Genomic DNA, 20048 nt, shown 5'->3' on the forward strand with positions numbered 1-20048 from the left:
CGTCGCGGAGCACCGCTCACCGCAGCGTTCACCGCACTGATCACACCCCCCCGCAGTTCCGTATGCCACGCACCGGATGAAGGGTTCGACAGCCATGCCAGAAACCAGCCGCAGAGGACTGCTCTTCGGCACCGCGGCCGTCTCCGCGGGAGCCTTCCTCACCGCATGCACCAGCAACGAGCCCAAGGAGAAGGCGCCCGCCCAGAGCAACCAGCCGGCCGCCGACGACACCGAGGGCAAGCCCGTCACCATCGGCTTCGCCGGACCCCAGGCCGACCACGGCTGGCTCAACGCGATCAACGTCCAGGCGAGGTCACGGGCGGAGAAGTACTCCGAGGTGACCCTGGAGACCACCGAGGGCTCCAACGACACCGCCGCCCAGATCGGCCAGGTCAAGACCCTCATCAACAAGAAGGTCGACGTCCTGGTCGTCCTGCCCGCCGACGGCAAGGCCCTCACCCAGGTCGGCCTGGAAGCCATGCGGGCCGGTATCCCGGTCGTCAACCTGGACCGGGTCTTCGCCTCCCCGCAGGCCTACCGCTGCTGGGTCGGCGGTGACAACTACGGTATGGGGCTCAACGCCGGGCACTACATCGGCGAACAGCTCAAGGACAAGGCGAACGCCAAGGTCGTCGAGCTCGCCGGCATCGACAACCTCGAACTGACCAAGCAGCGCAGTCAGGGCTTCGCGGACGCCCTGAAGAACTACTCCAACATCAAGCTGGTGGCCCGTCAGGCCGCCGATTTCACCGTGGAGTCGGGCCAGGCCAAGATGGCGCAACTCCTCCAGGCGCAGAAGCAGTTCGACGCCCTGTGGAACCACGACGACGACCAGGGCGTGGGCGCGCTGCGGGCCATCGAGCAGGCCGGCCGCGACGAGTTCATCATGGTCGGCGGTGCGGGGGCCAAGTCCGCCATGGACGCGATCAAGGCCGGTGACAGCGTCCTGAAGGCCACCGTCCTCTACCCGCCGACCATGGCGGCCTCCGCGATCGACCTGGCCCGCGCGCTCGGCCAGAGCAAGGGCGTCTCCGGTCTCGCCGAGATGGAGATCCCCACCTCCGTGACCCTGTACTCGGCCGTGGTCAGCAAGGACAACATCGACCAGTACCTGCCGACCGGCTTCAGCTGACCGGGCCCCACCGCCGCCACCGAACCACCGACGAGGAGGAAGTCCGCATGGCCCGTAGGGAAGAGACGGAGCAGGAGGCCGGGGTGTCGCCACCGGCACCCCGGCCGACGCCGGTGATCGGCGTCGGCATGGTCGGATACGCGTTCATGGGCGCCGCCCACTCACAGGGCTGGCGTACCGCGGGACACGTCTTCGACCTGCCGGTGAGACCGGCTCTCGCAGCGATCTGCGGACGCGACCGGAGCGCGGTCGAGGCCGCGGCCGCCCGCCACGGGTGGGCCGCGGCGGAGACCGACTGGCGTGCGCTGATCGCCCGGGACGACGTGGACCTGGTCGACATCTGCACCCCGGGCGACAGCCACGCGGAGATCGCCGTCGCCGCCCTGGAGGCGGGCAAGCACGTGCTGTGCGAGAAGCCGCTCGCCAACACCGTCGCCGAGGCGGAGGCCATGGCGGCGGCAGCCGAACGCGCGGCGGCCCGGGGGCAGGTGGCGATCGCGGGCTTCAACTACCGTAAGGTGCCCGCCCTCACCTACGCCCGTTCGCTGATCGCCGAGGGCCGGCTCGGCGCGCTGCGGCACGTGCGGGCCACCTACCTCCAGGACTGGCTCGTCGATCCGCTGTCGCCGCTGACCTGGCGGCTGAAGCGCGAGCACGCCGGATCGGGCGCGCTGGGCGACCTCGGGGCCCACATCGTGGACCTCGCCCAGTACCTCGCCGGTGAACCGCTGGTGGGGGTGTCCGCGGTCAGCGAGACGTTCGTACGGCAACGCCCCGTCCTCGCCGGTCCCGCGACCGGGCTCTCCGGGGCCTCGGACGGTGCCGCGCGGGGGGCGGTCACCGTCGACGACGCGGTCCTGTTCACGGGACGGCTGGCCTCCGGCGCGCTGGCCTCCTTCGAGGCGACCCGGATGGCCGCCGGCCGGAAGAACGCCCTGCGCCTGGAGATCAACGGGCAGCTCGGGTCGATCGCCTTCGACCTGGAACGGCTCAACGAGCTGTCCTTCCACGACCACACCGAGCCCGCGACCTCCGCCGGTTTCCGGCGGATCCTCGTCACCGAGCCCGAACACCCCTACCTGGAGGCGTGGTGGCCGCCGGGCCACGGGCTCGGCTACGAGCACACCTTCGTCCACCAGGCGCGCGACGTGGTGCGCACGATCAGCGAAGGGAGGCCCCCCGTACCGTCGTTCGCCGACGGGCTCCAGGTGCAACGGGTGCTGGCCGCCGTCGAGGAGAGCGCCGCCAAGAACTCCGTGCACACCCCGGTCCCCTTCTAGGAGGTTCGCAGCATGCCCCGTCCCTTCACGCTCTTCACCGGCCAGTGGGCCGACCTGCCCCTCGAAGAGGTCTGCCGGCTCGCCCGGGACTTCGGTTACGACGGCCTCGAACTCGCCTGCTGGGGTGACCACTTCGAGGTGGACAAGGCGCTCGCCGACCCGGCGTACCTCGACGGGCGGCGGCGGCTGCTCGACTCGTACGGCCTGAAGTGCTGGGCGGTCTCCAACCACCTGGTGGGCCAGGCGGTCTGCGACAGCCCGATCGACGAACGCCACCAGGGGATCCTGCCGGCCCGGATCTGGGGGGACGGGGAACCCGAGGGCGTACGCCGGCGGGCCGCCGAGGAGATGAAGGACACCGCGCGGGCCGCCGCCGCCTTCGGGGTGGACACGGTCATCGGCTTCACGGGGTCCTCGATCTGGCACCTCGTCGCCATGTTCCCACCGGTGCCCCCGCACATGATCGAACGCGGCTACCAGGACTTCGCCGACCGGTGGAACCCGATCCTGGACGTCTTCGACCAGGAGGGGGTGCGCTTCGCCCACGAGGTCCACCCCAGCGAGATCGCGTACGACTACTGGACGACGCACCGCGCCCTGGAGGCCGTCGGCCACCGGCCCGCGTTCGGCCTGAACTTCGACCCGAGCCACTTCGTGTGGCAGGACCTCGACCCGGTCTCCTTCCTGTACGACTTCCGGGAGCGGATCTACCACGTGGACTGCAAGGAGGCCCGCAAACGCCTCGACGGCCGCAACGGCCGGCTGGGCTCCCACCTGCCGTGGGGCGATCCGCGGCGCGGCTGGGACTTCGTCTCCGCCGGGCACGGGGACGTGCCCTGGGAGGACGTGTTCCGGATGCTGCGGTCCATCGGGTACGAGGGGCCGGTCTCGGTGGAGTGGGAGGACGCCGGAATGGACCGGCTCGCGGGCGCCCCGGAGGCACTGGCCTCCCTGAAGCGGTTCGACTTCGACCCGCCGAGCGCCTCGTTCGACGCGGCGTTCGGCGGCGGCTGACACGGATCCGGACGAAGTACACCGGACCGGGAGTGCCGTCCGCCGCACCGGAAGTGCCGTCCGCCGGACCGGAAGTGCCGTCCGCCGGATTCGGAGGACGTCCGCCGGGCCGGAGCGCCGCCCGCAGGGCCGGAGCGCCGCCCGCCGGACCGCCGGGGCCACACCGTCACGGGGTGGCACCGGCGGTCCGGCGGTACGCGGCGACGGGTCCGGTGGTGCCGACCCCGCCCCCGGAAGGGCGGGCCGCGGCAGCGCCCCCCGGGCACGGCCGACGGCACCCGAGCCCGCCGACGCGGGGCGCCTCGGCCTGCCCGCATCCGCTTTGTCCTGGCAAGGGAAAAAGGCTGACCCAACTCCTGCGCAAGCCCTTTCCGTCCCGGACGAACGAGGCTACCGTCCCTTCCATGTACACGACATGATCGTGTCCATGGCATAACTCGCGTAACCCGGGCCCCCTGGCGCCCCGGGCCACGAGCGCGGCAGTCCCCGCGCGCAACGGATACGGCTCCACCCGCCCGTACAACCGGCACTCTCCGGAGGACGCACGTGCACAGAAGCAGCAGACGGCTCCGCGCCCGTAAGACACTCGCACTCCTGACCGGCGGACTGCTCGCCGCCGCCACCCTCACCCTCGGCTCCCCGGCCGCCGCCGCCCCCGCCGGACCGGCCGACGCCACCCCGGCGGCCGACGCCGCCGAGGACTTCCAGCAGGTCACCCTCGCCAAGGGCGCGGCCGAGACCGGCGAACCCATGTCGCTGGCGGTACTCCCCGACCGCAGCGTGCTGCACACCGCGCGCAGCGGCGAGCTGCGCATCACCGACAGCGCCGGCAACACCCGGATATCCGGCACCCTCCCCGTCTACTCGCACGACGAGGAAGGACTCCAGGGCGTCGGCATCGACCCCGACTTCGCCGAGAACCGGGCGATCTACCTCTACTACGCGCCGCCGCTGGACACCCCGGGCGGAGACGCCCCGGAGAACGGCACCGCCGAGGACTTCGCGAAGTACGACGGCGTCAACCGGCTCTCCCGCTTCACGCTGCACGAGGACGGCACCCTCGACACCGCCAGCGAGAAGAAGGTCCTGGACATCCCCACCACCCGCGGCATGTGCTGCCACGTGGGCGGTGACATCGACTTCGACGCCGAGGGCAACCTCTACCTCTCCACGGGCGACGACTCCAACCCGTTCGCCTCCGACGGCTACTCGCCGCTGGACGACCGGGCGGACCGCAACCCGGCCTTCGACGCCCGCCGCACCTCCGGCAACACCAACGACCTCCGCGGCAAGATCCTGCGCATCAAGGTCGCCGACGACGGCTCGTACACCGTGCCCGAGGACAACCTGTTCGCGCCGGGTACGGACAAGACCCGCCCCGAGATCTACGCGATGGGCTTCCGCAACCCGTTCCGCTTCAGCGTGGACAAGAAGACCGGCATCCTCTACGTCGGTGACTACGGGCCCGACGCCGGCTCCGCCGACCCGAACCGGGGCCCGGCCGGCCAGGTCGAGTTCGCCCGCGTGACCAAGCCGGGCAACTTCGGCTGGCCGTACTGCACCGGCGACAACGACGCGTACAACCGCTACGACTTCGCCACCGGCACCTCCGGCGCGAAGTTCGACTGCGCCGCCCCGAAGAACGAGTCCCGGTACAACACCGGCCTGGTCGACCTGCCGCCGTCCGAGGCCGCGTGGATCCCGTACGACGGCCCCTCGCTGCCCGAGTTCGGCTCCGGCTCCGAGTCCCCGATGGGCGGCCCGGTCTACCGCTACGACGCGGACCTCGACTCGCCCGTGAAGTTCCCCGAGGAGTACGACGGGGACTTCTTCGCCGGGGAGTTCGGCCGGCAGTGGATCAAGCGCATCGAGCAGGACGACGACGGCACGGTCCGCTCGATCAACGACGTCCCGTGGACCGGCACCCAGATCATGGACATGGCCTTCGGCCCGGACGGCGCGCTCTACGTCCTGGACTACGGCCTGTCCTGGTTCGGCGGCGACGAGCACTCCGCGCTCTACCGCATCGAGAACGCCACCGGCGGCCGCTCGCCCATCGCCGAGGCCTCCTCGAACAAGACCTCCGGCGTCGCGCCCCTGAAGGTGAAGTTCTCCTCCGAGGGCACCACCGACGGCGACGGCGACCCCCTCACGTACGCCTGGGACTTCGGCGACGGCGGTACCTCGACGGCCGCCAACCCCACGTACACGTACAAGAAGAACGGCACCTACACCGCCACCGTCACCGCCGAGGACCCCACCGGCCGCACCGGTTCGGCCAGCGTGCACATCACGGTCGGCAACACCGCGCCCGTCGTCGAGATGCACTTCCCGTCCGACGGCCAGCTGTTCGAGTTCGGTGACGCGGTGCCCTTCAAGGTCACCGTCACCGACCCGGAGGACGGCGCCGTCGACTGCTCCAAGGTCGAGGTCAAGTTCACCCTGGGCCACGACAGCCACGGGCACGACATGACCTCCGAGCACGGCTGCGAAGGGACCATCAAGACCGCCATGGAGGGCGGCCACGACCCCAACGCCAACATCTACGGCGGCATCTCGGCCTCCTACACCGACGGCGGGGGCGGCGGCCAGGCCGCGCTGACCGGCAGTGACCAGGCCAAGCTCCAGCCGCGCCACCGGCAGGCCGAGCACTTCGACCGGTCCTCCGGCATCACCACCCCGAGCAAGACCAGCGCCCACGGCGGCCGGACCGTCGGGGACATCCACAACGACGACTGGATCTCGTTCACCCCGTACATCCTCGACGGCGCCACCAAGCTCACCGCCCGTACGTCCTCGGCCGGCGCGGGAGGCTTCCTGGAGGTACGGACCGGATCGCCCACCGGCAAGATCCTCGGCTCCGCGCCCGTCCCGGTGACCGGCAGCTGGGACACCTTCCAGGACATCGACGTGCCGCTGCGCGGAGCGCCCAAGAAGGCCACCGAACTCTTCCTGGTCTTCAAGGGCGGTGACGGGGCGCTCTACGACGTGGACGACTTCGAACTGTCCAACAGCCCCGTGGACAAGACCGCCAAGCGCGTCCTCGTCTTCTCCAAGACCGGCGGCTTCCGCCACGACTCGATCCCGGAGGGCATCGCCGCGCTGAAGGAGCTCGGCAAGGAGTCCAACATCACCGTCGACTCCACCGAGGAGGCGGGCCAGTTCACCACCAGCAACCTCGCCCGCTACGACGCCGTCGCCTTCCTGTCCACCACCGGTGACATCCTGAACGCCGACCAGAAGAAGGCGTTCGAGAACTTCGTCTCCACCGGCGGCGGTTACATGGGCATCCACGCGGCCGCCGACACCGAGTACGACTGGGAGTTCTACGGCGGACTCGTCGGCGCCTACTTCTCCTCCCACCCGCAGATCCAGTCCGCGACCGTCCGCGTGGAGAACCACGACCACCCGGCCACCGCCCACATGGACGACGCGTGGGAGCACACCGACGAGTGGTACAACTACCGCACCAACCCCCGGGACAAGGCCCAGATCCTGGCCACCGTGGACGAGACCACCTACGAGGGCGGCACCATGAAGGGCGATCACCCCATCGCCTGGTGCCAGACCTACCAGGGCGGCCGCTCCTTCTACACCGGCCTCGGCCACACCAAGGAGTCCTACGCCGAACCGGAGTTCCGCGGACACCTGCTGGGCGGACTGCGCTACGCCGCCGGACAGGTCAAGGCCAACTGCAAGCCCGACACCGGCTACCGGTCCATCTTCAACGGCAAGACGCTGGAAGGCTGGAAGCAGGCCGGCCCCGGGAAGTTCGACATCGTGGACGGCGAACTCCGCTCCGAGGGCGGCATGGGTCTGCTGACCTACCAGGCCAAGGAACTGTCGTCCTACTCGCTCACGCTCGACTGGAAGATGACGGGCGACGACAACTCCGGTGTCTTCGTCGGCTTCCCGATGTCGGACGACCCGTGGTCCGCGGTGGACAACGGGTACGAGGTCCAGATCGACGCCACCGACACGGCGGACCGCACCACCGGCGCGATCTACACCTTCAAGTCGGCGAACATCAAGGCCCGCGACCGGGTCCTGAGGCCGCCGGGCCAGTGGAACAGCTACGAGATCAAGGTCAAGGGTGAGCGGCTCCAGGTCTTCCTCAACGGGACGAAGATCAACGACTTCACCAACACCGACCCGGCCCGCAGCCTGAAGGACGGCTACATCGGCCTCCAGAACCACGGAGCCGACGACCATGTGTCCTTCCGCAACATCCAGTTGAAGGAACTGCCGGCCGGTTAGGTCGCCGGCTCCGCGGGCAGCCCCGCCGACGGCGGGCGAGGACGCCCGGTCTCCCCGCCCGCATGTCCGTTCCGTCCGTCGTCGGGCGGGGGGAAGCACCTTCCTCCCGCCCGACGACGGAGACGGGGAGCACCGCCGTCCCGCCCCCGTCACCACATCCCACCCCGTCCCACCCCTGGGAGGCCGCCCGTGTCCGCACAGGCCGTTCGTACCGGAATCTGGTTCATCGGAGCACGCGGCTCCGTCGCCACCACCGCCACCGCGGGATGCGCCGCCATCGCGGCGGGACTCCACCCGGCGACCGGCATGGTCACCGAGACCCCGCCCTTCGCCGGCACCGGACTGCCACCCCTGACCTCCCTCGTCTTCGGCGGCCACGACACCCTCGACTGCCCCCTGCCCAAACGCGCCGAGGCCCTGGAGGCCGGCGGAGTGCTCCCGCACGGACTGTCCGCCGCCGTCACCGCCGAACTCGCGGCCGCGGAGGCCGAGATACGCCCCGGCGGGCCCCTGCCCGGCGACAGCCGTACCGACGACGAACTGATCGCGGCCTTCGCCGCCGACCTCACCGGCTTCACCCGCCGCCACGCGCTCGCCCGCACCGTCGTCGTCAACGTGGCCTCCACCGAACCCGCCCCCGGCGAGGACGACACCCGCCTCCCCGCCAGCTCCCTCTACGCGGCCGCCGCGCTGCGGGCCGGCTGCCCGTACGTCAACTTCACCCCCTCCACCGGACTGCACAGCCCGCGCCTGCGGGAGGTCGCCGCCGCGGGCGGCCCGCCCCACGCCGGACGCGACGGCAAGACCGGCCAGACCCTGCTCCGCTCCGTGCTCGCGCCGATGTTCGTCCAGCGCGCCCTGCCGGTACGCGCCTGGTCGGGGACGAACCTGCTGGGCGGCGGCGACGGTGCGGCCCTCGCCGACCCGGCCGCCGCCGCCGCGAAGAACGCGGGCAAGGAACGCGTACTCGCCGACACGCTCGGCACCGCGCCCGAGGGCGAGGTCCACATCGACGACGTACCGGCGATGGGGGACTGGAAGACGGCCTGGGACCACATCGCGTTCGACGGCTTCCTCGGCTCGCGGATGATCCTCCAGACCATCTGGCAGGGTTGCGACTCCGCCCTGGCGGCCCCGCTGGTCCTGGACCTCGCCCGGCTGCTGGCCCGCGCCCACGAAGCGGGCCTGAGCGGACCCCGGCCCGAGCTGGGCTTCTACTTCAAGGACCCCGACGGAGGCCCCGCCGCGCTCGGCGAGCAGTACGCGGCCCTGCTGGACTTCGCCGGCCGGCTGCGGGCGGCCAAATGAGGCCGCCGCGTCTGCTCCTGGCGCTGACGGGCGCGGCGGCCGTCGGTCTGGTCGGCGTCCGCGCCGCCCGCTCGGCGGCGCCCTCGGTCCGCCTGTCCGGTGCGGGCGGGACTGCGCCCGCACCGGACAGGCCCCGCACCCGGCACACCCCGCGGGCCTGGGCGGAACTGCTCAGGGTCTCCGCGCTGTTCACCGTCCCGGGCGACGCGCTGGCCGGTGCCGCCGCCACGGGCCGGAACCCGGGCCGGGGCACGGCGCTCGCCGTCGGCGCCTCGCTGTGCCTGTACGAGGCGGGGATGGCGCTCAACGACTGGGCGGACCGCGACGAGGACGCCGTGGACCGCCCGCACCGCCCGATCCCCTCCGGTCGTATCGCCCCCGGGGCCGCCCTCGCGGCGGCGGGCGCGCTGACGGCGGCGGGCCTGGCCCTGGCGGCCCGCGCCGGACGGCCCGCCCTGACAGTGGCCACCGGGCTGGCGGCCACCGTCTGGGCGTACGACCTGCGCCTGAAACACACCCCGGCGGGCCCGGCGGCCATGGCCACCGCCCGCGCCCTGGACCTGCTGCTCGGCGCGGTGGCCACGGGGGACCAGTCGGCGCGCGGCGCGGTGGCGAGGGGGGACCGGCCGGCGCGCGGCGCGGTCCGGTGGTCCGCCGCCTTCTCCGCCGGTCGCGCTTCTGCCCCCACGCCCGGCTCCCGGCCCGTCGCCGTCTCCGGCTCCCGCTCTGTCGCCGTCTCCGGTTCCCGGCCCGTCGCCGTTTCCGGTTCGAGTGTCGCGCTCGGATCCGGTTCGGGTTCCGGTTCGGGTGTCGCGCTCGGTTCCGGTGCGCGCGGGCGGAGGGGCGTGGGTGCGGTCGCCTCCAGGAAACGGTCGGTCGCGGGGCACGGTTCGGCCGTCCCCGCCGCGCTGCTGCTCGGCGCGCACACCTACGCGGTCACCGCCGTCTCCCGCCACGAGGCGCAGGGCGGCTCCACCGCCGTGCCCCTCGCCTCCCTCGCGGCGACGGCGGCCCTCGGCGCCGCCGTCGTACGCGGACACGTGAGACCGCCCGGAGCACCGTCCGGACCGGGGGCGCGTGGGGCGGCGGACCCCCGCCGGGGGCTCGTCCTCACCGCGCTGACCGGCGCCTACCTGCGTACCGCCGGGCCACCGCTCCTGCACGCCGCCCTCAACCCGTCCCCGCCCCTCACCCAACGCGCCGTCGGCGGCGGCATCCGCGCCATGATCCCGCTCCAGGCGGCACTGGCGGCCAGGGCCGGAGCGCCGCTGACCGGGCTCGCCGTCATGGGTCTCGCCCCTCTCGCCCGCACCCTCGCACGGAAGGTGAGCCCGACATGACCCTGCGCCTCGGCTACGGCACCAACGGCCTGACCGACCTCCGACTGGACGACGCCCTCGGGCTCCTGGCCGACCTCGGGTACGACGGCGTGGGGCTGACGCTCGACCACATGCATCTGGACCCCCTCGCCCCGGACCTCGCCGCCCGCACCCGGCACGTGGCCCGCAGACTCGGCACGCTGGGCCTCGGGGTCACGGTGGAGACGGGCGCCCGTTACGTCCTCGACCCGCGCCGCAAGCACGGCCCCTCCCTCCTCGACCCGGACCCCGAAGCCCGTGCGGCCCGCACCGCCCTGCTCGTCCGGGCCGTGGACATCGCCGCCGAGCTGGGCGCACACGCCGTGCACTGCTTCAGCGGCATCGCCCCACCCGGCACCGGCCAAGGCCCGGACACCGGCGTGGGCTCGGGGGCGGCCGCACGCGCTGACGCGGCCACCGGCACCGCTGCCGCCGCGGCGACCGCCACCGCCACCGCCTGGCACCGGCTGACCGACGCCCTCGCTCCCGTCCTGGAGGCCGCCACCCGCGCCGGAATCCCCCTCGCCATCGAGCCGGAGCCCGGCCACCTTCTCGCCACACTCGCCGACTTCCACCATCTGCGCACCCTCCTCGGAGACCCGGACGCACTCGGGCTCACCCTCGACATCGGCCACTGCCAGTGCCTGGAACCCGCCCCGCCCACGACCTGCGTCGAGGAGGCCGCGCCCTGGCTGCGGCACGTCCAGATCGAGGACATGCGGCGCGGCGTCCACGAACACCTCCCCTTCGGTGACGGCGAGATCGACTTCCCGCCCGTCCTCGAAGCCCTCGCCGCCACCGGCTACGACGGCCTCACGGTCGTCGAGCTGCCCCGCCACTCCCACGCGGGCCCCGACCTCGCCCGCAGCTCCCTCGGCTTCCTGCGCGACGCCGCGGCCCGCACGACGCGGAGTGAGGTGACCGCCCCGTGCTGACCAGCCGCGAGGAACTCGACGGCCGCCTCCCCGGAGCGGCGAGAGCCTGGCTCGACGAGGCGCTCGCCGAAGCCGCGCACGCCGCCGACCGCGCCGACACCCGTGCCCCCGGCCGCCCAGACACCGCCACCGGGAACCCGCCCTGGGAGCTGCGGTTCGCCTCGGCAGGACGCCACTGCGGGCCGGAGCACGCCGACGCCGTACGCGCCCTGCTGCTCGTCGAGGCCCGGCCCGCGGCTCCCGACCTGGTTCGGCTCTACGCACAGGGCACCGCGGCCGAACGCCGGGCCGTCCTCCTCACCCTGCACCGGCTCGACCCCGGATCCGCCGCCCTCCCCCTGGTCGAGGACGCCCTGCGCACCAACGACACCCGGCTCGTGGCCGCCGCCGTCGGCCCGTACGCCGCCGCCCACCTCGACGCGCACGCCTGGCGGCACGCCGTCCTGAAGTGCCTCTTCACCGAGGTGCCCGTCGAGGCCGTCGCCGCGCTCGCCGACCGCGCCCGGGGCGACACCGAACTCGCCCGCATGCTGGAGGACTTCGCCGCCGAACGTACCGCCGCCGGCCGCCCCGTACCGGCCGACCTGCGCACCGTCCTCGCCCTCACGGCCACCCCGGCCGCCGCCCCCACGGAGGAGTCCTGATGCGCATCTTCGACCCCCACATCCACATGACCTCCCGCACCACGGACGACTACCAGGCGATGTACGACTCCGGGGTCCGCGCCCTCGTCGAACCCGCCTTCTGGCTCGGCCAGCCCCGTACCTCGCCCGCCAGCTTCTTCGACTACTTCGACGCGCTCCTCGGCTGGGAGCCCTTCCGCGCCTCCCAGTACGGCATCGCCCACCACTGCACGCTCGCCCTCAACCCCAAGGAGGCGAACGACCCCCGCTGCGCCCCCGTCCTCGACGCCCTGCCCCGCTATCTTGTTAAGGACTCCGTCGTCGCCGTCGGTGAGATCGGCTACGACTCCATGACCCCCGCCGAGGACACCGCCCTCGCGGCACAGCTCCAGCTCGCCGCCGACCACGGGCTGCCCGCGCTCGTCCACACCCCGCACCGCGACAAGCTCGCCGGTCTGCGCCGCACCATCGACGCCGTCCGCGCATCCGCCCTCGCCCCGGAACGCGTCCTGCTCGACCACCTCAACGAGACGACCGTGCGGGACGCCCTCGACAGCGGGTGCTGGGCCGGCTTCTCCATCTACCCGGACACCAAGATGGACGAGGACCGCATGGTGACGGTCCTGCGGAACCACGGCACCGACCGCGTCCTCGTCAACTCCGCCGCCGACTGGGGGAGAAGCGACCCGCTGAAGACCCGCAAGGTCGCGGACGCCATGCTGAAGGCGGGCTTCGACGAGGACGAGGTGGACAAGGTCCTCTGGCGCAACCCCGTCGCCTTCTACGGTCAGAGCGGCCGCCTCCAGCTCGACATCGCCGCCCCCGACCCCCTCCACGAGGGCAACTCCATCCTCCGCGGCGGGGAGTGAGCGATGCGCTTCCGCCACCCCGACGGCACCACCGTCCACCTGGCGTACTGCACCAACGTGCACCCCGCCGAAACCCTCGACGGCGTCCGCGCCCAACTCCGCGACCACTGCGAACCCGTACGCAAGCGGCTCGGCCGGGACCGCCTCGGTATCGGCCTCTGGCTCGCCAAGGAAGCCGCCCGCACCCTGGTCAACGACCCCTCCGCCCTCCGCGCGCTGCGTGCCGAACTCGACCACCGGGGCCTGGAGGTCGTCACCCTCAACGGCTTCCCGTACGAAGGGTTCGGCGCCGAGGAGGTCAAGTACCGCGTCTATCAACCGGACTGGACGCACCCCGAGCGGCTCGCGCACACCACCGACCTGGCCCGGCTGCTGGCCGCGCTCCTGCCCGAGGACGTGACCCACGGCAGCGTCTCCACCCTGCCGATCGCCTGGCGCACCCCGTACGCCACCGACCCCGCCGCGGCCGCCACCGCCCGCAAGGCCCTCACCGCCCTCGCCCAACGCCTCGACGCCCTCGCCGAGCTGACCGGCAAATCCGTCACGATCGGCCTCGAACCGGAACCCGGCTGCACCGTCGAGACCACCGCCGACGCCATCGCCCCGCTCACCGCCGTCGGCCACGACCGCATCGGCGTCTGCGTCGACACCTGCCACCTCGCCACCTCCTTCGAGGACCCCGACACCGCACTGGACGCCCTGCACACCGCGGGCATCCCCGTGGCCAAAGCACAGCTCTCCGCCGCCCTGCACGCCGAACACCCCCACCTGCCCGAGGTACGCGAAGCCCTGGCCGCCTTCGCCGAACCCCGCTTCCTGCACCAGACCCGCACCCTCACCGCCGCCGGACTGCGCGGCACCGACGACCTCGACGAAGCCCTCGCCGGGGTGTCGCTGCCCGACAGCACCCCGTGGCGCTCCCACTTCCACGTCCCCCTGCACGCCCCTCCCGCACCCCCACTCACCTCCACGCTCCCCGTACTGGAGAGCGTCCTGACCCGGCTGGTCGGCGGGCCCGCGCCCCTCACCCGGCACCTCGAAGTCGAGACGTACACCTGGCAGGCCCTCCCCGCCGAACTGCGCCCCCGCACCCGCGCCCAGCTCGCCGACGGCATCGCCGCCGAACTCACCCTCGCCCGCGACCTCCTGACCGACCTCGGACTCAAGGAACTGCCGTGACCGCCCCCGCGACCGGGCCCCGCCCCACCCCCCTCCTCGTCCTGGACGTCGTCGGCCTCACCCCCCAACTGCTCGCCCACATGCCGAACCTGCGGGCGATGGCCTCCACCGGAGCACAGGCCCCGCTCTCCACCGTCCTGCCCGCCGTCACCTGCGCCGCCCAGTCCACCTTCCTCACCGGCACCACCCCCGCAGAACACGGCATCGTCGCCAACGGCTGGTACTTCCGCGAACTCGGTGACGTCCTCCTGTGGCGCCAGCACAACGGCCTCGTCCAGGGCGACCGGCTCTGGGACGCCGCCCGCCGCGCCCACCCCGGCTACACCGTCGCCAACGTCTGCTGGTGGTACGCGATGGGCGCCGACACCGACTGGACCGTCACCCCCCGCCCCGTCTACTACGCCGACGGCCGCAAGGAGCCCGACTGCTACACCCGGCCCCCCGCCCTGCACGACGAACTCACCCAGAAACTCGGCACCTTCCCCCTCTTCCACTTCTGGGGCCCCGGCGCCGACCTCGTCTCCTCCCGGTGGATCATCGACGCGACCCGGCACCTCCTCGCCACCCGCACCCCGGACCTGGCCCTGTGCTACCTCCCGCACCTCGACTACGACCTCCAGCGCTACGGCCCCGACGACCCCCGCTCCCACCGCGCGGCCGCCGACCTGGACCGTGCCATGGCGCCCCTGATCGAGGACGCGCGCGCCGAGGGCCGCACCGTCGTCGCGCTGTCCGAGTACGGGATCACCCGTGTGGACCGGCCCGTCGACATCAACCGCGCCCTGCGCCGCGCGGGCCTGCTGGAGGTCCACACCCAGGACGGCATGGAGTACCTGGACACGATGGCCTCCCGGGCGTTCGCCGTAGCCGACCACCAGATCGCCCACGTCTACGTACGCCGACCCGAAGACCTCGACGCCACCCGGGAAGCCCTCGCGGACCTGCCCGGCATCGACCTGCTCCTGGACGACGAGGGCAAGAAGGCCCACCATCTGGACCACCCCCGCTCCGGCGAACTGGTCGCACTCGCCGAGAAGGACGCCTGGTTCACGTACTACTACTGGCTCGACGACGCCCGCGCCCCCGACTTCGCGCAACTCGTCGAGATCCACCGCAAACCCGGCTACGACCCGGTCGAACTCTTCATGGACCCCCAGGACCCCTACGTCCGGGTCAGGGCGGCCACGGCGGTCGCCCGCAAGAAGGTGGGCCTGCGCTACCGGATGGCGGTCGTCCCCCTGGACCCCTCACCTATTCGGGGCAGCCACGGCCGTCTCCCCACGAGCGACGACGAAGGTCCGCTCATCCTCTGCTCCACCCCCCGAGTGTTCGACGCGTACGACGGCCGAGTCCAGGCCACCGAAGTGAAGTCCCTGCTGCTCCAGCTTGCCGGACTGCACTGACAATTCCTCCCGCCCGCACACCCCTCAGGAGACACGTCACCATGAGCCGCTTCTCGAAGGACGCCGAACTCGCACGCAGACTGAACCGCCGCAACGTCCTGGGCGTCGCCGCCGGAGTCACCGCCGCCGGCCTCCTCGGCGCCTCGTCCGCCCAGGCCACCACCCACCCGGGCAAGGGCCACGACCAGGGCAAGGGACACGACCACGGCAAGGGCCCCGGACACGACCACGGGCACGGCAAGGGCCGCGCCGTCCTGCCCCCCGGCCGCCTCGGCATCCAGCTCTACAGCCTCCGCGACAAGATCTCCACCCTCGGCTTCGCCCCCGTCTTCGCCGAGCTGGAGAAGTACGGCTACGACGAGATCGAGTTCGCCGGCTACACCCAGGGGTCGGCGGGCGAGATCACCCTGGCCCAGCTCAAGAGGCTTGCCAGGAACCACGGGCTCAACCCCATAGGCAGCCACGTCAACTACTACGACGACAACAACCCCGGCGCCTACTCCTTCGCCCAGAACCTCACCAAGGTCCTGGACGACGCCGAAGCCCTCGGCCTGAAGCACATCGGCACCGCCTCCGGGCCCTTCCGCTACGGCTCCACCGTGGACGGCTGGAAGCGTGCCGCGGAGGACTTCAACAAGTACGGCGCCGCCGCGCGGAAGCGGGGCATGAAGTTCTACCAGCACAACCACGCGGAGGAGTTCTCCTTCGCGACCGACAAGCCGAAGGTCCGCCTCTACGACGTCCTGCTCGCCGAGACCGACCCCAATCTGGTCTACCTGGAGATGGACATCTACTGGGCGCTGGCCGGCCGGTTCCGCTTCGGCAAGCGCGCCGACGGCACCCCGGCCCCCTTCAACCCCATCGACTACGTACTCAAGCAGCCGGACCGCTACCCGCTCTTCCACGTCAAGGACGGCACCCGCAACGACGCCGCCCGCGACGGCTACGACATGACGGACGTCGGCGACGGGGACATCGACTACACGACCTTCCTGAACCGCGTCACCGAGCGCACCCAGCGAGGCCGCACCTACCACCACTGGCAGACCGAGCACGACAACCCGGTCGACTCCCTCGCCTTCGCCCGCAAGTCCAGCGCCCACCTGCACGGGCTCCGCCAGAGCCGCTGCGGCGACTGATCCGGCCCGGGGGAGGGCAGGCCGTCCCTACGAGCGGCCGCCCTCCCCAGGAGTCAACCACCGTGCGTGCGCGCTCAGCGACGCTTGGTGACACGTCCGCCGCGGGAATCCGCCGCACCCCGCCCGCACCGCACTGACCACCGGAAACGCGGGTGAAAGGCACCTCGAACCCCTGGTATTGTTTTCTCTGTCGCCACGGGGAACACCCCGGAACGGCAGACACCTTGTCCGGGTGGCGGAATGGCAGACGCGCTAGCTTGAGGTGCTAGTGCCCTTTATCGGGCGTGGGGGTTCAAGTCCCCCCTCGGACACCAGTAACCAGCAGAGACCCCAGTTGATCTGGGGTTTTTCTGTTTCTCGGGCTGTGGCGTGACCAGCCGTGTGAGCAACGGCCGGAGGGATCCCCAGGTCAGCCCGGGGTGACAGCCCGAGCCGACCCGCGTGAAGGCTGACGGACCAACTCAGTCCTCGTCCTCGTCCTCCGCCATGTTCTCGTACCCGGAGTGGAACAGCGCGGAGAAGCTGGGGTACTTCGTCGGGTCGCCGTACTTCGGTGCGAACTCGTAGGCGGCCCACTCGCCGTCCGGCCCGACGTCGGTCGGGTCGAGCAGCCAGAAGTCCTCTCCCCGGGCGATCTCGACGGACCGGCGAAACAACTGGACGTCGTCCTCGTTGCCGGGTATCGAGTCATAGGTCTCGGTCACGCGCCCGCCTGCCTCGCTGTCCCGCATCCACAGGACGCGGTCACAGGAATGGACACCGTCCACGTAGGCATCGAGGCGTGTCCACCCGTCGCTCGCCAGGAAGAATCCCCGCAGGCTGGGCGGGAACCGCACTCCGAGCCGCGCCTCGGACGCGACCAGAGCCTCCTCCCGGGCGGGGACTTCACCCAACCACAGTTCGACCCGCCCCCCTCGGTCCAGAACCTCCAGCTGATCGTCATCCAGCAGATCGACCAACTCCTCGCCGTCGGCACGGACCTTCATGTACAGCTCGCCGTATCGCTTCAGAAAGGCACGCCACTCCTCCGGCGTGGTCATGACGCCGGCAACTTCATTGCCCTCAGGCTCAGTTGTCTCACTCATGGCGATCATGGTGCCAGGTGGCCATGACAACGCCGACGGCTGCCGGTCGTACCGGGTGCGAGGCCTCGTGCGAGGGCGGGGGCCCTCCAGTCGGTCCAGCGCCGTCGTCCGGAGGCTGTGGAGTCAGGCCTGCTGCGAGGAGTCCGTGCCGGCGTCCCGGGTGTGGCACGACGGCGCCGTCAGTCCGGCGACGAGGAACGCGATCACCGTATCGGCGTGGGGGAAGGGCGAGGGTTCCGCGGGCATCTTGACCAGTGGGCGCCCGTAGGACTCCATCACCAGGCTGAAGGCGAGCCGGCAGCGCTCCGTGACCTCCTGCGGCGACAACTCGGGCAGCGCGCGCCCGAGGAGCACCTCGAAGGGGGCGGGTGCGAACAGCGGTGACACGTTGAGGACCTGCCCCGTGGGCAGGGCCGTGCGCGCCAGCAGATGGCAGAGCACCCGGCCGTCCCGGGTGGTGACGAGTTCGGCGAACGGCGTGACGAGGGCGGTCACCAGGTCGCGTACCTCGGTCCGGGTGCCGGGCGGTCCCGACAGGGCGTGCAGCCGCCCGCTCCACAGAGGTCGCAACTCCCGTTCCAGCAGAGCCGACACCAGTCCTTCGCGGGAGCCGAAGTGGTAGTGGACCGCTCCCGGGTTCAGGCCGGCCGCCGTGTTGACCGCGCGGAGGGAGACCTGATCGGCCCCCTTCTCCAGGAACAGCTGCTTGGCGGCGTCGAGGAGGCGTTCGCGGCTGGGGGCCTCGGGCTGGCTCATGCGGCCCATTCCATCACAGGCGGAGGTGCTACTGGCAGTGTTCAATCACTGATTGAATTACGATGGAACTCGATCGGATGGACACGGGCCGTCGCCGAGGCCCGTCGAAGGAGACTGTTATGGGTACGTATGTCGTCACCGGTTCCGCCTCGGGCATGGGCGCCGCGAGCGCCGACCGGCTGCGGGCGGCAGGGCACCGGGTCATCGGGGTGGACCTCCGGGACGCCGACGTGATCGCCGACCTCGGGACCGAGGCCGGCCGCCGTCACGCCGTCGAGGAGGTCCTCCGGCTCACCGACGGAACCCTCGACGGGGTGGCCGCCGTCGCCGGTGTGGGCCCGAACATGCGCGACGCCTCGGCGGTCGTGTCGATCAACTACCACGGACCGGTCGCCCTGCTGGAGGGGCTGCGCCCCGCGCTGGAACGCTCGGGGGCCGGACGGGCCGTCGTGATCAGCTCGAACTCGGCCTCGACCGTCCCGCTGACCGACGACGTCTTGCTGAGCCTGCTGCTGGACGGTGAGGAGTCCGCCGCCCGCGACCAGGCGGCGAAGGCGCAGAGCGCCCTGCCCGCAGCGCTCGTGCGGACGGCGCCCAGCATCTCGGCCTACGCGACGTCCAAGCTGGCCCTCGCCCGCTGGGTCCGGCGAACGGCGGTGACCCCACAGTGGGCGCGCCGTGGCGTCCTCCTCAACGCGATCGCGCCCGGCGCGGTGATCACCCCTCTGATGACCGGCTCCACCGATGTGACGGCCGCCCCGGACCCCGACTCCTTCCCCACGCCGATGCCGCTGGGCATCTTCGGGCAGCCCGAGGACATCGCGTTCTGGGTGGAACAGTTCCTGCGCCCGGAGGCCCGCTTCACGACCGGTTCGATCCTCTACGTCGACGGCGGCACCGACGCCGCGATGCGCACCGACGCGCAGCCCGCAGCCATGGGGCGGTGACCGCCCGAGGGTGGGTACGCGCAGTCCGGTCCGGCCTCCGGGGGCGAGGTCGTACGTCCGCACCGGGGTCGGGCCGAGGGACTCGCGGTGATCGACTCCAGGGCGGACGGCGCGCGACGGCCGGGTGCCGGTCGGCGTGCGAAGCCCTGGTCGGGGCAGGATCGTCCCATGAGTGAACCCGAGGGCCGTGACTGGGCGGCCATGACACCGGAGGACTTCGACCCGGACGCCCCGGCCGCCCCCGACACGGGGACCGGCTCCGCCGTGCCCGCGGAGCCGGACGAGTACGGAACGCCTCCGCTCTTCGGCGAAGAGGAACTCGCCCGCCCCTCCATGTGAACGGAGGGGCGGGCGCCCCGCTGGTGGGCCGCCCTCGCCCTCACCGGCCCGCTCGAATCCGCCCCCGGTACGCCGGTTGAGGCCCGGCCGCCACCCGGCAGGCCCCATGCGCGGTCCCTGGTGCTCCGCGCCGTGCCGGCCTCGGTCATCGGCCCGCGCTGCGGCCCCTGCGCTGTGCGCCGTCCCGGCCCCGGCCGTCTCCGCCGCGCACAGCCCTGGACCGCGCCCGGCGCCGGCTGGCCCATGACACCGTGCCGCAGCCGCAGCCGCAGCCGCAGCCGCAGCCGCAGCCGCAGCCGCAACGGGCGTGTGCGGCGGGACGCACGCATCACGATCCGGTCTCGGCCCTCGGCCAGGGGGTTGTTTTCCGCCATGTAATCGTTTCCAATCGTCCGTGTAATCGATTCCACGGCCTCCGCCCTCT

At 72.1% G+C, this 20048-nt stretch carries 16 protein-coding genes and 1 tRNA gene; 15 read left to right on the top strand and 2 right to left on the bottom strand.

Annotated elements, in window-relative coordinates; genetic code table 11:
- Positions 1-94: 94 nt before the first annotated feature.
- From B9S64_RS29225 to B9S64_RS29285, 13 genes are all read left to right on the top strand, one after another.
- Positions 95-1132, top strand: coding sequence for a substrate-binding domain-containing protein (locus B9S64_RS29225; RefSeq protein ID WP_028442437.1), 1038 nt, complete (start codon positions 95-97; stop codon positions 1130-1132).
- A gap of 47 nt (positions 1133-1179) precedes the next feature.
- Positions 1180-2412, top strand: coding sequence for a Gfo/Idh/MocA family protein (locus B9S64_RS29230; RefSeq protein WP_103490483.1), 1233 nt, complete (start codon positions 1180-1182; stop codon positions 2410-2412).
- A 12-nt stretch (positions 2413-2424) separates the two neighbouring features.
- Entirely contained in the window at positions 2425-3426 is a 1002-nt protein-coding gene (locus B9S64_RS29235) for a sugar phosphate isomerase/epimerase (protein WP_030630907.1), read from the top strand.
- A gap of 546 nt (positions 3427-3972) precedes the next feature.
- Entirely contained in the window at positions 3973-7683 is a 3711-nt protein-coding gene (locus B9S64_RS29240) for a ThuA domain-containing protein (protein ID WP_103490043.1), read from the top strand.
- Between the two features lie 189 nt (positions 7684-7872).
- Entirely contained in the window at positions 7873-8991 is a 1119-nt protein-coding gene (locus B9S64_RS29245) for an inositol-3-phosphate synthase (protein ID WP_103490042.1), read from the top strand.
- Positions 8988-10331, top strand: a complete 1344-nt coding sequence (locus B9S64_RS29250; RefSeq protein WP_109492167.1) for a UbiA family prenyltransferase — start codon at positions 8988-8990, stop codon at positions 10329-10331. The genes B9S64_RS29245 and B9S64_RS29250 overlap by 4 nt, the downstream gene beginning before the upstream one ends.
- On the top strand, positions 10328-11284 hold the full coding sequence (locus tag B9S64_RS29255) for a sugar phosphate isomerase/epimerase (protein WP_103490823.1): 957 nt from the start codon (positions 10328-10330) through the stop codon (positions 11282-11284). Before B9S64_RS29250 ends, B9S64_RS29255 begins: the two co-directional genes overlap by 4 nt.
- Positions 11278-11928 carry an EboA domain-containing protein gene (locus B9S64_RS29260; RefSeq protein WP_103490824.1) on the top strand — a complete coding sequence of 217 codons (651 nt, stop codon included), beginning with the start codon at positions 11278-11280 and terminating at the stop codon, positions 11926-11928. The genes B9S64_RS29255 and B9S64_RS29260 overlap by 7 nt, the downstream gene beginning before the upstream one ends.
- Positions 11928-12776: a TatD family hydrolase gene (locus B9S64_RS29265; RefSeq protein ID WP_103490825.1), complete on the top strand. Its 849-nt coding sequence runs from the start codon at positions 11928-11930 to the stop codon at positions 12774-12776. The genes B9S64_RS29260 and B9S64_RS29265 overlap by 1 nt, the downstream gene beginning before the upstream one ends.
- Positions 12777-12779: 3 nt before the next feature.
- Positions 12780-13955: a metabolite traffic protein EboE gene (gene eboE, locus B9S64_RS29270; protein WP_103490826.1), complete on the top strand. Its 1176-nt coding sequence runs from the start codon at positions 12780-12782 to the stop codon at positions 13953-13955.
- Positions 13952-15358 carry a nucleotide pyrophosphatase/phosphodiesterase family protein gene (locus B9S64_RS29275; protein WP_103490827.1) on the top strand — a complete coding sequence of 469 codons (1407 nt, stop codon included), beginning with the start codon at positions 13952-13954 and terminating at the stop codon, positions 15356-15358. The genes eboE and B9S64_RS29275 overlap by 4 nt, the downstream gene beginning before the upstream one ends.
- Before the next feature lie 41 nt (positions 15359-15399).
- Positions 15400-16497, top strand: a complete 1098-nt coding sequence (locus B9S64_RS29280; RefSeq protein WP_103490828.1) for a sugar phosphate isomerase/epimerase — start codon at positions 15400-15402, stop codon at positions 16495-16497.
- A 226-nt stretch (positions 16498-16723) separates the two neighbouring features.
- Positions 16724-16811 (top strand) — tRNA-Leu (locus B9S64_RS29285).
- 147 nt (positions 16812-16958) lie between these two features.
- On the opposite strand, the gene B9S64_RS29290 is transcribed toward B9S64_RS29285, so the two are convergent.
- Positions 16959-17591 carry an SMI1/KNR4 family protein gene (locus B9S64_RS29290; protein WP_103490829.1) on the bottom strand — a complete coding sequence of 211 codons (633 nt, stop codon included), beginning with the start codon at positions 17589-17591 and terminating at the stop codon, positions 16959-16961.
- 114 nt (positions 17592-17705) lie between these two features.
- A complete protein-coding gene (locus B9S64_RS29295) occupies positions 17706-18338 on the bottom strand; it encodes a TetR/AcrR family transcriptional regulator (protein ID WP_103490830.1) in 633 nt (210 codons plus the stop codon).
- Between the two features lie 119 nt (positions 18339-18457).
- Here B9S64_RS29295 and B9S64_RS29300 point away from each other — a divergent pair, with 119 nt between their 5' ends.
- Positions 18458-19285: an SDR family oxidoreductase gene (locus tag B9S64_RS29300; RefSeq protein WP_103490831.1), complete on the top strand. Its 828-nt coding sequence runs from the start codon at positions 18458-18460 to the stop codon at positions 19283-19285.
- Between the two features lie 168 nt (positions 19286-19453).
- Positions 19454-19624, top strand: a complete 171-nt coding sequence (locus B9S64_RS34645; RefSeq protein ID WP_181012254.1) for a hypothetical protein — start codon at positions 19454-19456, stop codon at positions 19622-19624.
- Positions 19625-20048: the final 424 nt, after the last annotated feature.

This window comes from Streptomyces sp. SM18 (assembly GCF_002910775.2).
Lineage (GTDB): Bacteria > Actinomycetota > Actinomycetes > Streptomycetales > Streptomycetaceae > Streptomyces > Streptomyces halstedii.

What these genes read in the sequence shown, in the direction of transcription:
- B9S64_RS29290 (WP_103490829.1), bottom strand. Translation starts at nt 17,591, where the DNA reads ATGATCGCCATGAGTGAGACAACTGAGCCTGAGGGCAATGAAGTTGCC.
- B9S64_RS29300 (WP_103490831.1), top strand. Translation starts at nt 18,458, where the DNA reads ATGGGTACGTATGTCGTCACCGGTTCCGCCTCGGGCATGGGCGCCGCG.
- B9S64_RS29225 (WP_028442437.1), top strand. Translation starts at nt 95, where the DNA reads ATGCCAGAAACCAGCCGCAGAGGACTGCTCTTCGGCACCGCGGCCGTC.
- B9S64_RS29280 (WP_103490828.1), top strand. Translation starts at nt 15,400, where the DNA reads ATGAGCCGCTTCTCGAAGGACGCCGAACTCGCACGCAGACTGAACCGC.
- B9S64_RS29265 (WP_103490825.1), top strand. Translation starts at nt 11,928, where the DNA reads ATGCGCATCTTCGACCCCCACATCCACATGACCTCCCGCACCACGGAC.
- B9S64_RS29295 (WP_103490830.1), bottom strand. Translation starts at nt 18,338, where the DNA reads ATGAGCCAGCCCGAGGCCCCCAGCCGCGAACGCCTCCTCGACGCCGCC.
- B9S64_RS29250 (WP_109492167.1), top strand. Translation starts at nt 8,988, where the DNA reads ATGAGGCCGCCGCGTCTGCTCCTGGCGCTGACGGGCGCGGCGGCCGTC.
- B9S64_RS29235 (WP_030630907.1), top strand. Translation starts at nt 2,425, where the DNA reads ATGCCCCGTCCCTTCACGCTCTTCACCGGCCAGTGGGCCGACCTGCCC.
- B9S64_RS29255 (WP_103490823.1), top strand. Translation starts at nt 10,328, where the DNA reads ATGACCCTGCGCCTCGGCTACGGCACCAACGGCCTGACCGACCTCCGA.
- eboE (WP_103490826.1), top strand. Translation starts at nt 12,780, where the DNA reads ATGCGCTTCCGCCACCCCGACGGCACCACCGTCCACCTGGCGTACTGC.
- B9S64_RS29230 (WP_103490483.1), top strand. Translation starts at nt 1,180, where the DNA reads ATGGCCCGTAGGGAAGAGACGGAGCAGGAGGCCGGGGTGTCGCCACCG.
- B9S64_RS34645 (WP_181012254.1), top strand. Translation starts at nt 19,454, where the DNA reads ATGAGTGAACCCGAGGGCCGTGACTGGGCGGCCATGACACCGGAGGAC.